16 protein-coding genes are annotated in these 17839 nt (G+C 72.0%); 13 read left to right on the forward strand and 3 right to left on the reverse strand.

From position 1 onward, the window contains the following. Positions 1–20: 20 nt before the first annotated feature. On the reverse strand, positions 21–1001 hold the full coding sequence (locus ABD329_RS21590) for an aldo/keto reductase (RefSeq protein WP_198280943.1): 981 nt from the start codon (positions 999–1001) through the stop codon (positions 21–23). 127 nt (positions 1002–1128) lie between these two features. On the opposite strand from ABD329_RS21590, the gene ABD329_RS21595 reads away from it, so the two are divergent. After that, positions 1129–2178 carry an LLM class F420-dependent oxidoreductase gene (locus ABD329_RS21595; RefSeq protein WP_198280942.1) on the forward strand — a complete coding sequence of 350 codons (1050 nt, stop codon included), beginning with the start codon at positions 1129–1131 and terminating at the stop codon, positions 2176–2178. A gap of 258 nt (positions 2179–2436) precedes the next feature. Further along, positions 2437–3261 carry a ferritin family protein gene (locus ABD329_RS21600; protein WP_198280941.1) on the forward strand — a complete coding sequence of 275 codons (825 nt, stop codon included), beginning with the start codon at positions 2437–2439 and terminating at the stop codon, positions 3259–3261. Positions 3262–3313: 52 nt separating this feature from the next. Here ABD329_RS21600 and corA read toward each other — a convergent pair whose 3' ends face one another. Further along, positions 3314–4306, reverse strand: a complete 993-nt coding sequence (corA, locus tag ABD329_RS21605; RefSeq protein WP_198280940.1) for a magnesium/cobalt transporter CorA — start codon at positions 4304–4306, stop codon at positions 3314–3316. A gap of 97 nt (positions 4307–4403) precedes the next feature. On the opposite strand from corA, the gene ABD329_RS21610 reads away from it, so the two are divergent. The 4 genes from ABD329_RS21610 (at position 4404) to mshC (ending at position 8121) form a co-directional block, all read left to right on the forward strand. Beyond that, on the forward strand, positions 4404–5099 hold the full coding sequence (locus tag ABD329_RS21610) for a histidine phosphatase family protein (RefSeq protein ID WP_198280939.1): 696 nt from the start codon (positions 4404–4406) through the stop codon (positions 5097–5099). Between the two features lie 123 nt (positions 5100–5222). Next, on the forward strand, positions 5223–5813 hold the full coding sequence (locus ABD329_RS21615) for a DUF3090 domain-containing protein (RefSeq protein ID WP_344316770.1): 591 nt from the start codon (positions 5223–5225) through the stop codon (positions 5811–5813). Beyond that, positions 5777–6751, forward strand: a complete 975-nt coding sequence (locus ABD329_RS21620; protein ID WP_344316771.1) for an SCO1664 family protein — start codon at positions 5777–5779, stop codon at positions 6749–6751. Before ABD329_RS21615 ends, ABD329_RS21620 begins: the two co-directional genes overlap by 37 nt. Before the next feature lie 140 nt (positions 6752–6891). Then, positions 6892–8121, forward strand: coding sequence for a cysteine--1-D-myo-inosityl 2-amino-2-deoxy-alpha-D-glucopyranoside ligase (mshC, locus tag ABD329_RS21625; protein WP_198277588.1), 1230 nt, complete (start codon positions 6892–6894; stop codon positions 8119–8121). 121 nt (positions 8122–8242) lie between these two features. On the opposite strand, the gene ABD329_RS21630 is transcribed toward mshC, so the two are convergent. Next, positions 8243–9442 carry a PAC2 family protein gene (locus ABD329_RS21630; protein ID WP_198277589.1) on the reverse strand — a complete coding sequence of 400 codons (1200 nt, stop codon included), beginning with the start codon at positions 9440–9442 and terminating at the stop codon, positions 8243–8245. A gap of 218 nt (positions 9443–9660) precedes the next feature. Between ABD329_RS21630 and ABD329_RS21635 the strand changes: the two genes are divergently transcribed. The 7 genes from ABD329_RS21635 to ABD329_RS21665 all read left to right on the forward strand — a co-directional run bounded on the left by ABD329_RS21635 (position 9661) and on the right by ABD329_RS21665 (position 17565). Then, positions 9661–11115 carry an enolase C-terminal domain-like protein gene (locus ABD329_RS21635; RefSeq protein WP_246618509.1) on the forward strand — a complete coding sequence of 485 codons (1455 nt, stop codon included), beginning with the start codon at positions 9661–9663 and terminating at the stop codon, positions 11113–11115. After that, complete coding sequence (locus ABD329_RS21640) at positions 11112–11888, forward strand: SDR family NAD(P)-dependent oxidoreductase (RefSeq protein ID WP_198277590.1); 777 nt, start codon at positions 11112–11114, stop codon at positions 11886–11888. Before ABD329_RS21635 ends, ABD329_RS21640 begins: the two co-directional genes overlap by 4 nt. A gap of 121 nt (positions 11889–12009) precedes the next feature. Beyond that, positions 12010–13044 carry a sugar ABC transporter substrate-binding protein gene (locus tag ABD329_RS21645; RefSeq protein ID WP_198277591.1) on the forward strand — a complete coding sequence of 345 codons (1035 nt, stop codon included), beginning with the start codon at positions 12010–12012 and terminating at the stop codon, positions 13042–13044. 2 nt (positions 13045–13046) lie between these two features. Next, positions 13047–14633, forward strand: a complete 1587-nt coding sequence (locus tag ABD329_RS21650) for a sugar ABC transporter ATP-binding protein (protein WP_198277592.1) — start codon at positions 13047–13049, stop codon at positions 14631–14633. Then, positions 14630–15664 carry an ABC transporter permease gene (locus ABD329_RS21655; protein ID WP_138911444.1) on the forward strand — a complete coding sequence of 345 codons (1035 nt, stop codon included), beginning with the start codon at positions 14630–14632 and terminating at the stop codon, positions 15662–15664. Before ABD329_RS21650 ends, ABD329_RS21655 begins: the two co-directional genes overlap by 4 nt. A gap of 16 nt (positions 15665–15680) precedes the next feature. Further along, positions 15681–16688 (forward strand): aldo/keto reductase, encoded by a 1008-nt coding sequence (locus ABD329_RS21660; protein ID WP_198277593.1) that lies wholly within the window; start codon positions 15681–15683, stop codon positions 16686–16688. 25 nt (positions 16689–16713) lie between these two features. Next, entirely contained in the window at positions 16714–17565 is an 852-nt protein-coding gene (locus ABD329_RS21665) for an amidohydrolase family protein (protein WP_198277595.1), read from the forward strand. Positions 17566–17839 lie beyond the last annotated feature (274 nt).

A 17839-nucleotide genomic window follows, 5' to 3' on the forward strand; every position in this document is an offset into this window, starting at 1 on the left:
GCCGGCGAGGCGGTCGGTACTCACAGCGTGCTCCAGTCCTGATCGGGATAGCGGTGCACGGGCGCCGAAACATCGTCGAGCGCCTGGCAGATCTCGTCCGGAAGACTAAGGGTCTCCGCCGACAACGCCGCCCTCAGCTGCTGGGCGTTGCGCGCGCCGACGATCGGGGCGGTGACGCCCGGGCGGTCGCGGACCCAGGCCAGGGCCACGTTGAGCGCGGTGGTCGCGAGGCCGTCGGCCGCTATGGCGACCGCCTCGACGATCCGGCTCGCCTCCTCGTCCAGATACGGCTCGACGAACGCCGCGAGCTCGGAGGCGCCGCGTGAATCGGCGGGTGTCGTATGGCGGTACTTGCCGGTGAGCACCCCGCGACCGAGGGGCGAGGACGGCAGCAGCCCGACGCCCAGGTCGAGCGCGGCGGGCAGCACCTCGCGCTCCACACCGCGCTGGAGCAGCGAATACTCCATCTGCGTGCTGGCCAGCCGGGTGTGCGCGCCCGAGGAGGCCAGCTGCCAGGTGGCGGCCTTCGCGAGCTGCCAGCCGCTGAAGTTGGACACCCCCACATAGCGGGCCCGCCCGCTGCTCACCGCGATGTCGAGGGCCTGAAGGGTCTCCTCGAGCGGGGTGAACGGATCGAAGGCGTGCACCTGCCACAGGTCGACATAGTCCGTGCCCAGCCGCTCCAGCGAGGCGTCCAGCGCGGCCAGCAGATGGCCGCGCGAGGCGTCGAAGCGGCGGTCGGGGTCGGGCACGCTGCCCGCCTTGGTGGCGATCTGGAGATCGCGCCGGGGCAGTAACCCCTCCAGCAGCTGCCCCAGGAGGTATTCGGCGCCGCCGTCCGCGTACACGTCCGCGGTGTCGACGAGCGTCCCGCCCGCCTCCCAGAACGCCTTGAGCTGATCCGCGGCGTCGTGTTCGTCGGTGTCCCGCCCCCAAGTGAGCGTGCCGAGCCCGAGCCGGGAGACGCGCAGGCCCGTGCTGCCGAGGTGCCTTAGCTCCATGAACGTCGAGATTACTGGCCGCAAAGCGCCACGTGGCAGCCTGTGGATAACCCACCCCTGACGTAGCGGGGCCATGCGCGCTAGAGTCCCCGGAACAGCGACGTTACTGATCAGTAAGGGGTGCGGTATGAGGCTCGGCATCAACCTCGGCTACTGGGGCGCCGGAATGGACGCGGACAACCTCGCGGTCGCCCGCGAGGCCGACAGGCTCGGCTATTCCGTCTGCTGGGCGGCCGAAGCCTACGGTTCGGACGCCGCCACGGTGCTCGCGTGGGTCGCCGCGCAGACCGAGCGCATCGACGTCGGCTCGGCCATCTTCCAGATCCCGGCCCGCACCCCCGCCATGACGGCGATGACCGCCGCCACCCTGGACACCCTCTCCGGCGGCCGCTTCCGCCTCGGCCTCGGCGTCTCGGGACCCCAGGTCTCCGAGGGCTGGTACGGGGTGCGGTTCGACAAGCCGCTCGCCCGCACCCGCGAGTACGTGGAGATCATCCGCAAGGCGATGTCGCGCGAGCGGCTCACCCACGAGGGCCAGAACTGGACCCTGCCGCTGCCCGACGGCCCCGGCAAGCCCCTCAAGCTCACCGTGCACCCGGTGCGGGAGTACATCCCGCTGTACATCGCGGCCATCGGCCCGAAGAACCTGGAGCAGACCGGCGAGATCGCCGATGGCGCCCTGGTCCTGTTCTACGATCCCGAGCACGCCGAGGAGACCACCCTCAGCTCGCTGCGCGCGGGCCGCCAGAAGGCGGGCAAGGACCTCGAGGGCTTCGACGTGGTGCCCACCGTCCCCATGGCCCTCGGCGACGATGTCCGCGGCCTCGCCGACCAGTTCCGCCCGTACACCGCGCTCTACGTGGGCGGCATGGGCAGCGCCAAGCAGAACTTCTACAACAAGCTGGCGCAGCGCATGGGGTACGAGAAGGAGGCCGCCGAGATCCAGGAGAAGTACCTCTCCGGGGACAAGGAGGGCGCCGCCGCGGCCGTCCCCCACGAGCTGATCGACTCCACCGCGCTGATCGGCCCCGTCGAGCGCATCGCCGACCGCATGCAGGCGTACGCGGGGGCCGGGGTCACCACCCTGTCGCTCACCCCCGCGGGCTTCACGCTGGAGGAGCGGCTCGCCGGGCTGCGGGCGGGCGTCGAGGCCCTGGAGCGGGCCGGACTCGCGTAAGCGCCGGGCCGAGCGCGGCCGCCGGGAAATTTCTGCGGCCGTGGTGGGGGCTCGGGGGTCTTCCCCGCCACGGCCGTCATCCAGCACAACGCCTCCGCCGCCCAGGGGTTACGCGGACGCGGCGTACCGAGGGGTCCCCCGTTCGGCCGAGCCGGGTGCCCCAGCTGTTGCCGCCGCCCCCACCGGGCCGTTGACTTTTTCTGCGCACGGCGGCTTCTGCGCACGGCGGCGCACGACCAGCGCACGGAGGTGGCGGCGATGCTCTCGGCGAGAAGCGTGTTCCAGGAGATCCTCGACAACGACGAGTCGTTCCGGCTCTTCTGCTCCGTCGCGGCCAGCGGGGAGGCCCAGGGCGGCTGGGAGAACGGCCGGATCTCCGCCCTGGTGCCCGAGAGCCGCCGCGACCTCGCGCCCAAGATCGCCCGCCATGGCGCCGACGAGGACAAACACGGCCGGATCTTCAACGCCCTGCTCCACAAGCGCGGTCTGGAGCCCATGGAGGTGCCGCGCGAGACCGACTACACGATGCTCCTGGAGGCGCGTGGCATCGGCCTCGCCCATGACAAGCTGCGCCGCGACGAACCGCTGACCGAGCACGACATCGTGATCTACCTCGCCCACAGCCGGGTCACCGAACAGCGCGCCTCCGCCCAGATGACGATGTTGCGCGGATACTTCGGCGACCACCCCGACCTCGGCCGCGCGGTGCGCATGATCGCCGACGACGAGGACAACCACCTCGCCTACTGCCACGAGGAACTGCTGCGCCTGGCCGCCGACGGATACGGCCGGACCATCCAGCGGATCCTGCGGGAGAGCGCGCTCGCCGAGATGGCGGTCTACCGGGACGTCAGCCTGGCCGTGATGGCCCACATGGGCCGCCTCCTCGGCTGGCCCCAGCCGAAGTCCGCGCTGCTCGCGGCCGGGATCCACGCCCTGCACACATATGAGCGGCTGGGCGGCTGGCGGCGCATGGTGTCACTGCGGATGCCCGAGCGGCGGAACGCGCTGGGCGGGCCCGCGAGGAGCGCATCCGGCGCATGCGGCGCATCCGGCGCGCCCGAGGCGCCCGAGTTCGTCTGACCGAGCCGCGCGCCCGAGGCGCCCGCGTCCGACCGGGCCCCAAGACCTCCGCTCAGAGCCACCCACGCCGCTTGAACCAGCGGTACAGCACCGCGATCACACCGGCCATGAGCGCGACCACCCCCGGGTATCCCCAGGGCTGTTTCAGCTCCGGCATGTGCGTGAAGTTCATGCCGTAGATCCCGGCGATCATCGTCGGGACCGCGGCCATGGCCGCCCACGCCGAGATCTTCCGCATGTCGTCGTTCTGCCGCACGCCCATCTGCGCGAGATGGGCGGAGAGGATGTCCGACAGCAGCCGGTCCAACCCCTCCACATGCTCGTTCACCCGGGTCAGATGGTCGCTGACATCGCGGAAGAACGGCCGGGAACCCTCGTGCACGAACGGCACCCCGGCGCCGGTCAGCCGCTCCATCGGCTCCCCCAACGGCCCGGCCGAGCGGCGGAATTCCATCACCTCGCGCTTGAACGCGTAGATCCGCCCGGCGGTGTTCTGCCCGGCGCCCGCGTTCGGGGCGAAGACCTCCGTCTCCAGCTCCTCCATGTCCCCGTGCAGATCGTCGGCCACGTCCAGGTAGTGGTCCACGACCGCGTCGGAGACCGCGTACATCACCGCCGTAGGGCCGTGCTGGAGCACCTCGGGCATCTTCTCCAGCCGGTCGCGCACCGAGCCGAGCGGATTGGCCTCGCCGTGCCTTACGGTCACCACGAAGGAGTCACCGACGAAGACCATCAGCTCACCCGCGGTGACGGCCCCGGCCTTCTCGTCGTACTGCACCGGCTTGAGCACCAGGAACAGCGAGTCGTCATAAACCTCCAGCTTCGGCCTCTGGTGGGCGCACAGGGCGTCCTCGACGGCCAGCGGATGCAGTCCGAACTCGCTGGTGACCAGCTCGAACTCCTTCTCGGTCGGCTCATGCAGCCCGATCCACAAGAAGGCGTCCCCACTCGCGCGCGCCTCGTCCAGGGCGTCGGAGAAGTCGGCGGGTCCCTCGGTGCGGGCCCCGTCCCGGTAGATGGCACAATCCACGATCACGCTGCGCATTGTGCCTCGCCCGATGCCGATCGGCACAGGGGACCCCGGTGCGGGATCGGTGCGCATCCCCGCTGAGCGGCGCCGGAGGGGTCGTAGGGTGGCAGCCATGCCCATGCTGATCCTCGTACGGCACGGCCGGTCCACCGCCAATACCGCGGGCGTCCTCGCGGGCTGGACACCCGGCGTCGCCCTCGACGAACGCGGTACGGCCCAGGCCGCGGCGCTGCCCGGCAGACTGGCCGGGCTGCCGCTCGCCGCCGCCGTCACCAGCCCGCTACAGCGCTGCCGGGAGACGCTGGCCCCGCTGCTCGCCGCCCGCCCCGAACTGCCGCTGCACCCCGAAGACCGGATCGGGGAGTGCCACTACGGCGACTGGTCCGGCCGGAAGCTGGCCGAGCTCGCCGATGAACCATTGATGAACATCGTCCAGCAGCATCCGTCCGCGGCCGCCTTCCCCGGTGGTGAGTCCATGCGCGCCATGCACGCGCGCGCGGTCGAGGCGGTGCGCGACTGGAACGCCCGGATCGAGAGCGAGCACGGCGCCGACGCGGTCTATCTGATGTGCTCCCACGGGGACATCATCAAGGCGCTGGTCGCGGACGCCCTCGGACTCCATCTCGATCTGTTCCAGCGGATCTCGGTCGAGCCCTGCTCGGTCACCGCGATCCGGTACACCCCGACCCGGCCCTTCCTCGTCCGGCTCGGGGACACCGGGGACTTCGCCGGTCTGGCGCCGCGCGAGGAGAACTCCGGCCACCGCGGCGGGGACGCGGCGGTGGGCGGCGACGCGGGAGCACCGTGATCGCCGCGCGCAGTAGGGTGGTGCCGCGGTGCGAGGGCGCCGTGACAGCCGTGACCGGGCGGTCATGACACCCAGCGGTCAGCAGTCAGTCAGCCGAGCAGTCGAATCAAATGGAGCAGGACGTTGTCCCGTCAGGTGTTCCTCTATGACCCGCCGGACCGTTTCGTCGCCGGTACGGTCGGGCTGCCTGGTCGCCGTACCTTTTTCCTCCAGGCCTCCGCCGGTACCCGGACCACCAGTGTCGCGCTGGAGAAGACGCAGGTCGCCGCGTTGGCCGAGCGGATAGACGAGCTGCTGGACGAGGTGGTGCGGCGCACCGGCGGCAACGCCCCGGTCCCCGCCGTCGCACCGACCGAACTCAGTGACACCGGACCGCTGGAGGTCCCCGTCGAGGAGGAGTTCCGGGTCGGCACCATGGCACTCGCCTGGGACGGCGAGGAGCAGCGGATGATCGTCGAGGCGCAGGCGCTGGTCGAGCTGGAGGCCGAGTCCGAGGAGGACCTGGCCGAGGCCGAGGAGCGGCTGCTCCAGGACGATGTGAACGGCCCGCCCATGCTGCGGGTGCGGCTCACCGGGACGCAGGCGCGCGCGTTCGCCAAGCGCGCCCTGGAGGTCGTCAACGCCGGCCGGCCGCCCTGCCCGCTGTGCAGTCTGCCGCTCGACCCGGAGGGACACGTATGTCCGCGCCAGAACGGATACCGCCGCGAAGCCTGACGCCCACCCGTCTCCCACCCCCCTCAACGGAGGCTTCGCGCCCCTTGCCCACCCGTCTCCCACCACCCTCAACGGAGGCCCCGCGCCCCTTGCCCGCGGCCGAGCTGCTGGCTCTTGGCGAGCTGACGGTGCGCGGCCGGGTCCGGGAGGCGTCCAACGCGGTGCTGTACTGCACGGTCGAGTACGAGGGCCAGAGCGCCCCCTGTGTCTACAAGCCGGTGGCCGGGGAGCGGCCGCTGTGGGACTTCCCGGACGGCACCCTCGCCCAGCGCGAGGTCGCGGCGTACGAGATCTCCGAGGCCACCGGCTGGGGCCTGGTGCCGCCCACGGTGCTGCGCGACGGGCCGTACGGGCAGGGGATGTGCCAGCTCTGGGTCGAGGTCGAGACGGCCACCGACGGGCCGGACGGGGCCGACGGCGGGCCGCACGGCGACGGCTCGGAGGAGACCGGGGGAGCGGAGCTGCTCGCGCTCGTCGACGGCGATGAACCGGGCCCCGGCTGGAAGGCCGTGGGCTACGCCGAGGTGGGCGAGGGCCGTACGGCGCTGCTGGTGCACGCCGACGACGTACGGCTGCGCCGGCTGGCCGTCCTCGACGCGGTGATCAACAATGGCGACCGCAAGGGCGGCCATCTGCTGCCCGCGGCCGGTGGCCGGCTCTATGCGATCGATCACGGAGTGACCTTCAACGCCGACGACAAGCTGCGCACCCTGCTGTGGGGCTGGGCCGGGGAGCCGCTGCCGGACGATGTGCTGGAGGTGCTGCGCCGGCTGGCGGGCGAGCTGGCCGACGGCGGCCCGCTGAGCGCCCGGCTGGCGGAGCTGATCACCGAGGCCGAGATCGAGGCCCTGCGGGCCCGTGTCGCCGCGCTGTTGCGCACCGGGAAGCACCCCGAGCCCAGCGGCCAGTGGCCCGCCATCCCCTGGCCGCCGGTCTGACCGGACCGGGCTCTTCCGGGCGGGGTGAACGCGGATCGGGCGGCTCAAGCAGCTCGCGGACGTCCGCGCAAGACCGCCCATCCGGCCAACACCACTGGTCCGGTTCGTATACGGACGCTGCATCCGGTTACGCTCATTGCATGTATGCCTGGCCCGCTTCTGAGGTTCCCGCCCTGCCCGGCAGTGGCCGCGACCTGAGCATTCACGACACCGCGACCGGGGGACGGATCACCCTGACCCCCGGTCCCGTCGCGCGCATCTACGTCTGCGGGATCACCCCGTACGACGCGACCCACATGGGTCATGCGGCGACCTACAACGCGTTCGACCTCGTTCAGCGCGTATGGCTCGACACCAAGCGCCAGGTGCACTACGTCCAGAACGTCACCGATGTCGACGATCCCCTGCTGGAGCGGGCGCAGGAGAACGGCGACGACTGGACGGCCCTCGCCGAGCGTGAGACCGCCCTCTTCCGCGAGGACATGACGGCCCTGCGGATGCTGCCCCCGCGGCACTACATCGGTGCCGTCGAGTCGATACCGGGAATCGTGCCGCTCGTGGAGCGGCTGCGCGACCTGGGCGCCGCCTATGAACTCGAGGGCGACATCTACTTCTCCGTGGAGTCCGACCCCGCCTTCGGCTCGGTCAGCCGACTCGACGCCGAGGCCATGCGGCTGCTGTCCGCCGAGCGCGGCGGCGACCCGGAGCGCCCGGGCAAGAAGAGCCCCCTGGACCCGATGCTGTGGATGGCCGCCCGTGACGGCGAGCCGAGTTGGGACGGCGGATCGCTCGGCCGCGGCCGCCCCGGCTGGCACATCGAGTGTGTCGCCATCGCCCTGGATCACCTCGGCATGGGCTTCGACGTGCAGGGCGGCGGATCCGATCTCGCCTTCCCGCACCATGAGATGGGCGCCTCGCACGCCCAGGTCCTCACCGGTGAGCGGCCGTTCGCCAAGACGTACGTGCACGCCGGGATGGTGGCCCTGGACGGCGAGAAGATGTCCAAGTCCAAGGGGAACCTGGTCTTCGTCTCGGCGCTGCGCCGCGACGGCGTCGACCCGGCGGCCATACGGCTCGCGCTGCTGGCCCGCCACTACCGCTCGGACTGGGAGTGGACGGACGGGCTGCTGCGGGAGGCCGAGGAGCGCCTGGGCCGCTGGCGTGCCGCCGTCTCGCGGCCCGACGGGCCCTCGGCCGAGGCGCTGGTGGAGGAGATCCGCGCGGCGCTCGCGGACGACCTGGACTCCCCGGCCGCCCTGGCCGCCGTCGACCGCTGGGCCGCCGCGCAGTCGGCCACCGGCGGTACGGACGAGGGGGCGCCCGGACTGGTCTCGCGCGCCGTGGACGCGCTGCTGGGCGTGGCCCTCTGAGCGCTCGTCTGACGCGTCGTCGGGGCGTCGCGCCGCGACGGTGAACGCATGAGCCCGCGCCGGGATCCTCCCGGCGCGGGCTCCTCGCTGTCTCGTACGAGGTGTACGGCGGCGTTCGTGGTTACCGGTCGGAGCCGGACCCCTCGTCCCCGTCGTTACCCCGGTCCGTGCCGCCCTCGTCGCGCCGGTAGGCGTCCTGGCCCTCGGGGCCCCGGCCGTCGCCCGCCTCGTTGGCGCTGTCCGCCTCCTTGGCGCTGTTGGCGTCCTTGGCGTCGTCCGCGTCCGCGTCCTTGGTCCCGTCCTCGGCGCCGCCGCTGTCCTCCGCGTCGTCGTCCTTGGCCATCTCGTCCTTGGGGGACGGTTTGCGCGGCCGCCCGTGGCCGGTGGAGGGGTCGCGCAGATAGGGGGCGCCCGGACCTCCCACGCCGCCCTCCAGACCGCCGCTCTCGGTCGCGTGGCCGCCGGCGGGGCCGGGCTGGCCGTCCCGCCGCCGCAGATAGCGCTCGAACTCGCGGGCGATGGCCTCACCGGACGCCTCGGGCAGCTCGGCGGTGTCCCGCGCCTCCTCCAGCGACTGGACGTACTCGGCGACCTCGCTGTCCTCGGCGGCCAGCTGGTCCACGCCCAGCTGCCAGGCCCGGGAGTCCTCGGTCAGCTCACCGAGCGGGATGCGCACCGAGATGAGGTCCTCGAGGCGGTTCAGCAGCGCCAGGGTGGCCTTCGGGTTCGGCGGCTGCGAGACGTAGTGCGGCACGGCCGCCCACAGGCTCACCGCCGGGACACCGGCGTGGGCGCACGCCTCCTGGAGGACCCCGACGATCCCGGTCGGGCCCTCGTAGCGGGTCTCCTCCAGATCGAGGCTGCGGGCCAGGTCCGGGTCGGAGGTGACCCCGCTGACCGGCACCGGCCGGGTGTGCGGGGTGTCGCCGAGCAGCGCGCCGAGGATGACGACCATCTCCACGCCCAACTCATGGGCGTAGCCGAGGATCTCGTTGCAGAACGACCGCCAGCGCATGCTCGGCTCGATACCGCGCACCAGCACCAGGTCCCGGGACTTCTCCCCGGTGTCCGCCCGGACCACCGAGAGCCGGGTCGTCGGCCAAGTGATCTTGCGCACGCCGCCCTCGAGGGCCACGGTGGGCCGGTTCACCTGGAAGTCGTAGTAATCCTCCGCGTCGAGCGAGGCGAAGACCTCGCCCTTCCACTCCCGGTCCAGGTGCCCGACCGCGGTCGAGGCGGCGTCTCCGGCGTCGTTCCAGCCCTCGAAGGCACAGATCATGACCGGGTCGATCAGCTCGGGAACCCCCTCAAGCTCGATCACCCAGCGCCTCCTTCCGACCGGGGCGGACGGATGATGCCGCCTCCAGCTGCAGTTTCCCATTGCGTGCCACCCAAGCCTACGGCTTTCCGGGGCTCCGGCCGCAGCCCCTGTCCAGGAGCACTAAGAGATTCATCCGATCTGTCCTTCGAAAGTTCGGCCGCACCTCTGGACGAAACCCCTAGGGCAGCGCTATACATCGGATCATCGCGAAAGGTCCGATGTTCTCTCTCGCGCATCGTTTCAGGGAGCCCCCATTGAGTCAGCGTCCATCCGTCACCGAGCTCGAGGTCCATGACATCCGGTTTCCCACCTCGGAGCAGCTCGACGGCTCGGACGCCATGAACCCGGACCCCGACTACTCCGCCGCCTACGTCGTGCTGCGCACGGACGCGGGGGAGGGGACGGCGGCCTCCGAGGGACACGGCTTCGTCTTCACCATCGGCCGCGGCAACGATGTCACCGCGGCCGCCATCCGCTCCCTGCGCCCCCATGTGGTGGGCCGCCCCGCGCCGCTGACGGCCACCGAGCTCGCCGCCCTGCACCGTGAGCTGACCCATGACTCGCAGCTGCGCTGGCTCGGGCCCGAGAAGGGCGTCATGCACATGGCCGCGGGCGCGGTGGTCAACGCCGCCTGGGACCTCGCCGCCCGGCAGGCCGGAAAGCCCCTGTGGCAGTTCCTCGCCGAGATGCCGCCCGAGGAGCTGGTCGAGCTGGTCGACTTCCGCTACCTCAGCGACGCGCTCACCCCGGAGGAGGCGCTCGCCATCCTGCGGGCCGCCGAACCCGGCCGCGCCGAGCGCGCCGCGCTGCTGCGCGAGCGGGGCTACCCCGCCTACACCACCTCGCCCGGCTGGCTCGGCTACTCCGACGAGAAAATGATCAAACTGGCGCAGGAGGCCGTCTCCGACGGCTTCGGCCAGATCAAGCTCAAGGTCGGGTCCGATCTGGACGAGGACCTCAGACGGATGCGGCTCGCCCGCGAGGCGGTCGGCCCCGATGTGCGCATCGCCGTGGACGCCAACCAGCGCTGGGACGTGGCAGAGGCGGTGCGCTGGATGAGCGCCCTGGCGCCGTACGACCCGCACTGGATCGAGGAGCCCACCAGCCCGGACGACGTCCTCGCCCACGCCGCCATCCGCGCCGGGCAGCCGGTCAAGGTGGCCACCGGTGAGCATGTCGCCAACCGCGTGGTGTTCAAGCAGCTGCTCCAGGCCGAGGCGGTGGACTTCGTCCAGATCGACGCGGCGCGGGTCGCGGGGGTCAACGAGAACCTCACGATCCTGCTGCTCGCCGCCAAGTACGGACTTCCGGTGTGCCCGCACGCGGGCGGCGTCGGGCTGTGCGAACTCGTCCAGCACCTGGCCATGTTCGACTACGTGGCCGTCTCGGGCAGCTGGGAGGACCGGGTCATCGAGTATGTCGACCACCTCCACGAGCACTTCGCCGATCCCGTGGTCGTCGAGTCGGGCCGCTACCGGGCTCCGACCGCGCCGGGCTTCTCCGCCCGTATGTACCCAGAGTCGATCGCCGCCTACCGCTATCCGGACGGGCCGGAATGGCGGACCCGCCTCGCACAGCCCGTATCGGCACAGCCCGTACCGGCATCGTCCGTACCGGCTCAGCCCGTATCAGCACCGTCCGCACCCGCACAGCCTCAGGAGGACCACCAGTGACCACCGGCGACTTCGAAGGGCTGGCCGCGCTCGTCACCGGCGGCGCCTCCGGCATCGGCGCCGCCATCGCCGCCACCCTGCGCGACCGGGGAGCGCGGGTCGCCGTGCTCGACCGCGATCCGTCGGGCGCCCCGGACGGCACGCTGCCGCTCAAGGCCGATGTCACCTCCGACGAGGGGGTCAGGATCGCGGTGGACGCGGCCGTGGCCGAGTTCGGCGCGCTGCACACCGTCGTCGGCAACGCGGGCATCGGCGCGATCGGCAGCGTCGAGGACAACTCCGACGAGGAGTGGCACCGGCTGCTGGACATCAATGTGCTGGGCCTGGTCCGCACCGCGCGGGCCGCGCTGCCCCACTTGCGCGCCGCCGCGGCCGACCGGCCGGGCGCGGTCTCCATCACCCACACCTGCTCGATCGCCGCCACCGCGGGGCTGCCCCAGCGCGCCGCCTACAGCGCCAGCAAGGGCGCGGTGCTGTCGCTGACCCTCGCCATGGCGGCGGACCACATCCGCGAAGGGGTGCGCGTCAACTGCGTCAACCCCGGCACCGTGGACACCCCGTGGGTCGGCCGGCTGCTCGACCAGGCCCCCGACCCGGCGGCCGAGCGCGCCGCCCTGGAGGCCCGGCAGCCCACCGGACGGCTGGTCTCCGCCGACGAGGTGGCCGCCGCCGTCGCGTATCTCGCCAGCCCCGCCGCCGCGGCCGTCACCGGCACCGCGCTGGCCGTCGACGGAGGGATGCAGGGGCTGCGGCTGCGCCCCGCCTCCTCCTGAGACAACGGCCCGACCGCTCGGGACGACAGCCCAACCGCTCGGGACAACGGCACAACCGCCTCCGCCCGAGGCCGGCACCACCCGCACGACTCGACCCAGGAACGACCAAGGACGGGACTCGATGACGAGACTCCGCACCACCGGCACCGCCGCCTGCGCCGTGCTGCTGGCCGTCGCAGCGCTCACCGGCTGCAACCGAGAGAGCAATGGCGCCGGCGGCGGCAAGGTCGGCATCGACATGCCGCGGACGGACACCGACTTCTGGAACTCCTACCAGCAGTACCTGGAGAAGGGCATCGACAAGGGCACGGTCTCCGCGCTCCCGCTGTCCAACTCGCAGAACGACATCGGCAAGCTGGTCGCCAACGTCCAGGCGTTCACCGACCAGGGCGCCAAGGCGGTCATCATGGCGCCCCAGGACACCGGGGCCATCTCCTCCACCCTGGAGCAGCTGGAGGAGAAGAAGATCCCCGTCATCAGCGTGGACACCCGGCCCGACTCCGGCAAGGTCTACATGGTGGTGCGCGCCGACAACCGGGCGTACGGCACCAAGGCGTGCGAGTACCTCGGCGAGAAGCTGGGCGGCAAGGGCCGGATCGCCGAGCTCCAGGGCGACCTCAGCTCCATCAACGGCCGGGACCGCTCGCAGGCGTTCGCCTCCTGCATGAAGAAGAAGTACCCCGGCATCAAGGTGCATGAGCTGCCCACCGACTGGAAGGGCGATGTGGCCTCCGCCAAGCTTCAGAGCCTGCTGGCCCAGCACAAGGACGTGAACGGCATCTACATGCAGGCGGGCGGCGCCTTCCTCCAGCCCACGCTCGCCCTGCTGGAGCAGAAGCGGCTGCTGAAGCCCGCCGGTTCGGCCAAGCACATCACGATCATCTCCAACGACGGGATACCCGAGGAGCTGGACGCGATCCGCTCCGGGAAGATCGACGCCACGCTCTCCCAGCCCGCCGACCTCTACGCCCAGTGGGCCCTGAACTACGCGAAGGCCGCTCTGGACGGCAAGAAGTTCAAACCCGGCCCGACCGACCACGACTCCAAGATCGTCAAGATCGAGAACGGTCTGGAGGACCAGCTCCCGGCGCCGCTGGTCACCAAGGAGAACGTCGACGACAAGAAGTTGTGGGCCAACCAGCTCGAGAAGAAGTGACCATGGCCGAGGCCGAACAGCCCGCCGTCGTACGGGCTCAGGGCATCGTCAAACGGTTCGGGCCCACCGTCGCCCTGGACCACGCCCGGCTGGCGGTGCGGCCCGGGGAGGCCCACGCGCTCGTCGGGCGCAACGGGGCGGGCAAGTCCACGCTGGTGTCCGTCCTGACCGGGATGGAGCGCCCGGACGAGGGCGAGGTGACCTTCGCGGGCGAGTCCGCCCCCGGCTACGGCGACACCGCCGCCTGGCAGCGCAAGGTGGCCTGCGTCTACCAGAAGTCGATGGTGGTCCCGGATCTGACGGTCGCCGAGAACCTCTATCTCAACCGCTTCCCGGGCGCGAGGCGCATCCGCTGGCGCGCCCTGCGCGAGGACGCCCGCGCGCTGCTGGCCGAGTACGGCGTGGAGGTGGATCCGCAGGCGCGGGCGAAGGACCTCAGCGTCGAGCAGCGGCAGTTCGTGGAGATCGCCCGGGCGCTCTCCTTCGGCGCCCGGCTGATCATCCTCGACGAGCCCACCGCCCAGCTCGACGCGGGCGGGATCGACCGGCTCTTCGCCAAGCTGCTCGAGCTGCGCCGGCAGGGGGTCGCGTTCCTGTTCATCTCCCACCACCTGCAAGAGGTCTACGAACTCTGCGACACCGTCACCGTCTTCCGCGACGCCCGGCACGTGCTGACCGCCCCGGTCGCCGGCCTCCCCAAGGAGGAGCTGGTGGCGGCGATGACCGGGGACGACGGCGGGGCGCCCGAGGGCGACTCCCGGGCCGTCGTCCGCGCTCCCGTCGCCCGTAAGGAGGCCGACCCGGACGGGGAGCCGGTGCTGCGCACCGAAGGGCTCGCCCTGGAGGGCGAGTTCGACCCGCTGGACCTGGTGGTGCGCCCCGGTGAGGTGCTCGGCCTGGCCGGGGCCACGGCCAGCGGCAACACGGCGGTCGGCGAGACCCTGGTGGGGCTGCGCAAACCGGCCGGCGGGCGGCTGTCGGTGCGCGGCCGGCCGGTGCGCCCCGGCAGCGTGCCGCACGCCATCGACGCGGGCATCGGCTACGTTCCGGAGGACCGGCACGACCAGGGCCTGGTCCTGGGCCGCAGCGTCGCCGAGAACGCCACGCTGACCGTCACCGACCAGCTCGGGCCCTACGGCACGGTGCTCCCCTCCCGGACCCGCGCCTTCGCCCAGCGGATGATCACCTCGCTGGACATCAAGACCTCAGGACCTTCGCAGCCGGTTTCGGGTTTGTCCGGCGGAAATCAGCAGAAGGTCGTCATCGCGCGGGCGCTGGCCCGTGAGCCCAGCGTCCTGGTCGCGATCCGCCCGACCGCCGGGGTGGACGTGAAGTCCAAGGACGCGCTGCTCGGCGTCGTACGGGACGTGGCGGCGGCCGGGAGCGGCGCGGTCATCGTCTCCGACGAACTGGACGATCTGCGGGTCTGCGACCGGGTCCTGGCGTTCTTCCACGGCCGGGTGGTCGCCGAGTTCGGCGGCGGCTGGAGCGACCGGCAGCTCGTGGCCGCCATGGAGGGCATCACGGAGCCGGGCACCAACGGCACGGCGGGGGACACCGAAGACCGCACAGAAGGAAGGCAGACATGACCGATACCGCACGGCAGCGGACCGCCGAGGCGGTGGCTGACGACCCGGCGGGGGGCCGGCCGCGGATCGACATCGCGCGCTGGCGCGATCTGTCGCTGGTCCCCGTGATCTTCGTCCTCGGGGTGATCGGCTTCATCGTCTCGCCCGCCTTCCTCACCGAGGACAACCTGATCGGGGTGGTCCAGCAGTCCACCGAGCTGGGGCTGCTGGTGCTGGGCGAGGCACTGATCCTGATCAGCGGGCGGATGGACCTCTCCCTGGAGTCGACCATCGCCGTGGCGCCGGTGATCGCCCTGTGGCTCGTGCTGCCCGAGCACGGGGCGCGCTTCGAGGGCCTGGGGCTGCTGCCGGTGTGGACCGCGATACCGCTGTGCCTGGCGGTCGGGGCGCTGATCGGCGCGGCCAACGGCTTCCTGATGCTCAAACTGCGCGTCAACGGCTTCATCGCGACCCTGGGCATGCTCACCATGCTGCGCGGACTCCAGGTCGGCATCGCCGAGGGCCAGTCGATCGTCAACGTCCCCGAGTCCTTCCGCTACCTCGGCAAGGCCGAGTGGCTGGGCGTGCCCGCCGCCGTGTGGATCTGCCTGGGGCTCTACGCCCTCGGTGGCCTGGCCCTGGGCTATCTGCGGCACGGACGCGCGCTGTACGCGATCGGCGGCAACCCCGAGGCCGCGCGCGCCGCGGGCATCCGGGTGGACCGGATCACCTGGATCGTGCTGAGCGTCGGCGGACTGCTGGCCGCCTTCGCGGGCATCCTCTACACGGGCCACTACGGCTCGGTCGCCGCGACCCAGGGCAACGGCTGGATCTTCCAGGTGTTCGCCGCCGCGGTCATCGGCGGGATCAGCCTCAAGGGCGGCCGCGGCACCCTCTTCGGCGCGCTCACCGGTGTGCTGACGCTCCAGCTGGTCGTCAATGTGATGACCCTCGGCGGGGTACCGCCCCTGTGGAACCAGTTCATCAACGGCTCGATCATCATCGTCGCGCTGATCATCTCCCGCTACGCCAGCGGCGAGAAGCAGGACTGAGAGCCGGGAGGAAGCCATGGCGGTCGACGGCGGACGGGCGCCCAGCGGCCCGCGCGAACTGGGGCGCTCGGGGGTGCGCGTACCACCCCTGGGCCTGGGCTGCGCGCCGCTGGCCAATCTCTACGAGGCGGTGCCGGAGGAGCGCGCGCTGGACACCGTAAGGGCGGCGTTCGACACCGGTCTCACCTATATGGACACCGCGCCGCACTACGGCGTCGGACTGTCCGAGGAGCGGCTGGGGCGGGTGCTGGCCGGGCGCGACCGCGCCGGGTACACGCTCTCCACCAAGGTGGGGCGGCGGCTGCGGCCGCGCGCCCCCGGGGAGCCCGTCCAGGCGGACGGGTTCGCCGACACCCCCGACCGGGTCCGGGAGTGGGACTTCACCCGGGACGGCATCCGCGCGAGCCTCGAGTCCTCTCTGGAGCGGCTCGGGGTCGACGCCGTGGACATCGTCTACCTCCACGATCCGGAGGACCACGTCCATGAGGTCTATGAGACGGCCTTCGCGGCGCTGGCCGAGCTGAAGCGGGAGAAGCTCGTCCGGGCCATCGGCTTCGGGATGAACCACAGCGACCTCCTCGCCCGGTTCGTCGCCGACTTCGACGTGGACGTCGTGCTGTGCGCCGGGCGCTGGACGCTGCTGGAGCGCACCGCCTTCGACGACCTGCTGCCGGTGTGCGAGCGGCGCGGCACCTCGGTGGTGGCCGGTGGGGTCTACAACTCCGGGCTGCTCGCCGACCCGGCCCCCGGGGCCCGCTACGACTACCAGCAGGCGCCGCCCGAGCTCCTCGCCCGGGCCCGGCGGCTGGCCGAGGTGTGCGCCGAGTTCGAGGTGCCGCTGCGGGCCGCCGCGCTGCGCTTCCCCTTCGGCCACCCCGCGGTGGCCGCGGCGGTGGTCGGCTGCGCCTCCCCGGCCGAAGTCCGGGACAACGCCGAGCTGTTCGCCCACGACATCCCCGCCGAGCTGTGGCAGGCCCTGGTCCGGCGCGGTCTGCTCGACGACGACATCCCGCTGCCGGTCTGAACCACTGAGGAGTGCCCGAGTGCCCTTGCCGCGCCGTATCGACGCCCACCACCACCTGTGGGACCTGACCCGCCGTGAGCAGCCGTGGATGGACGGCGCGTGGGCCGAGCCCATCCGCCGCACCTTCACCCCGGACGACCTCGCCCCGCATCTGGACGCCCATCGGATCGACGCCACCGTCGTCGTCCAGTCCAGCTCCTCCGTGGAGGAGACCCGGGAACTCCTGGCCCTGGCCGGCGGGTCGGACCGGATCGCGGGCGTCGTCGGCTGGGCGGACCTCACCGACCCCGGGGTGGGCGAGGTGCTCGCGGAGCTGGCCGCCGGGCCCGGCGGCGACCGGCTGGTGGGCCTGCGCCACCAGGTGCAGGACGAGCCGGATCCGCGGTGGCTGGACCGCGAGGACGCCCGCCGGGGGCTGGCCGCGGTGGCCGACGCGGGGCTGGTCTACGACCTGCTGGTCACCCCGCGCGAGCTGCCCGCGGCCATCGACGCCGTCCGCGAGCTGCCGCAGCTGCGCTTCGTCCTCGACCACGCCGCCAAACCGCCCGTGGCGAGCGGTGAGCACGACCCCTGGGGGTGGCAGCTGGCCGCGCTCGCGGCCCTGCCGAACGTCGACTGCAAGCTGTCCGGTCTGGTCACCGAGGCCGACTGGGAGGGCTGGAAGCCCGAGCAGGTGCTCCCGTACGCCTGGCACGTGCTGGACGCCTTCGGGCCCGGCCGGGTGCTGTTCGGCTCCGACTGGCCGGTGTGCGTTCTGGCCGCGACCTACGACGAGGTGGTGGCCCTTGCGGACCGGGCCACCCTGCGGCTCGGCGAGGGCGAGCGCGCCGCCGTCTTCGGCGGCAACGCGGCTCGCGCGTACGGTCTGCGAGCATAGGGGGGTTCCGGCGGTACGCGTACGCCTGCGGCGGGCTGTTCCCCCTCCCCGCCCCTTCCCGAAACTGGGGCTCCGCCCCAGACCCCGCTCCTCAAGCGCCGGAGGGGCTGGAAGGTGGGGCTCCGCTCCAGATCCCGCTCCTCAAGCGCCGGAGGGGCTGGAAGGTGGGGCTCCGCTCCAGATCCCGCTCCTCAAGCGCCGGAGGGGCTGGAAGGTGGGGCTCCGCTCCAGATCCCGCTCCTCAAGCGCCGGAGGGGCTGGAAGGTGGGGCTCT

This window comes from Streptomyces javensis (assembly GCF_039525925.1).
Lineage (GTDB): Bacteria > Actinomycetota > Actinomycetes > Streptomycetales > Streptomycetaceae > Streptomyces > Streptomyces asiaticus.

Excerpts from the sequence above, each read along its gene's own strand:
- ABD329_RS21590 (WP_198280943.1), bottom strand. The coding sequence starts at position 1,001 with ATGGAGCTAAGGCACCTCGGCAGCACGGGCCTGCGCGTCTCCCGGCTC.
- ABD329_RS21595 (WP_198280942.1), top strand. The coding sequence starts at position 1,129 with ATGAGGCTCGGCATCAACCTCGGCTACTGGGGCGCCGGAATGGACGCG.
- ABD329_RS21600 (WP_198280941.1), top strand. The coding sequence starts at position 2,437 with ATGCTCTCGGCGAGAAGCGTGTTCCAGGAGATCCTCGACAACGACGAG.
- corA (WP_198280940.1), bottom strand. The coding sequence starts at position 4,306 with ATGCGCAGCGTGATCGTGGATTGTGCCATCTACCGGGACGGGGCCCGC.
- ABD329_RS21610 (WP_198280939.1), top strand. The coding sequence starts at position 4,404 with ATGCCCATGCTGATCCTCGTACGGCACGGCCGGTCCACCGCCAATACC.
- ABD329_RS21620 (WP_344316771.1), top strand. The coding sequence starts at position 5,777 with ATGTCCGCGCCAGAACGGATACCGCCGCGAAGCCTGACGCCCACCCGT.
- mshC (WP_198277588.1), top strand. The coding sequence starts at position 6,892 with ATGTATGCCTGGCCCGCTTCTGAGGTTCCCGCCCTGCCCGGCAGTGGC.
- ABD329_RS21635 (WP_246618509.1), top strand. The coding sequence starts at position 9,661 with ATGTTCTCTCTCGCGCATCGTTTCAGGGAGCCCCCATTGAGTCAGCGT.
- ABD329_RS21645 (WP_198277591.1), top strand. The coding sequence starts at position 12,010 with ATGACGAGACTCCGCACCACCGGCACCGCCGCCTGCGCCGTGCTGCTG.
- ABD329_RS21650 (WP_198277592.1), top strand. The coding sequence starts at position 13,047 with ATGGCCGAGGCCGAACAGCCCGCCGTCGTACGGGCTCAGGGCATCGTC.
- ABD329_RS21655 (WP_138911444.1), top strand. The coding sequence starts at position 14,630 with ATGACCGATACCGCACGGCAGCGGACCGCCGAGGCGGTGGCTGACGAC.
- ABD329_RS21660 (WP_198277593.1), top strand. The coding sequence starts at position 15,681 with ATGGCGGTCGACGGCGGACGGGCGCCCAGCGGCCCGCGCGAACTGGGG.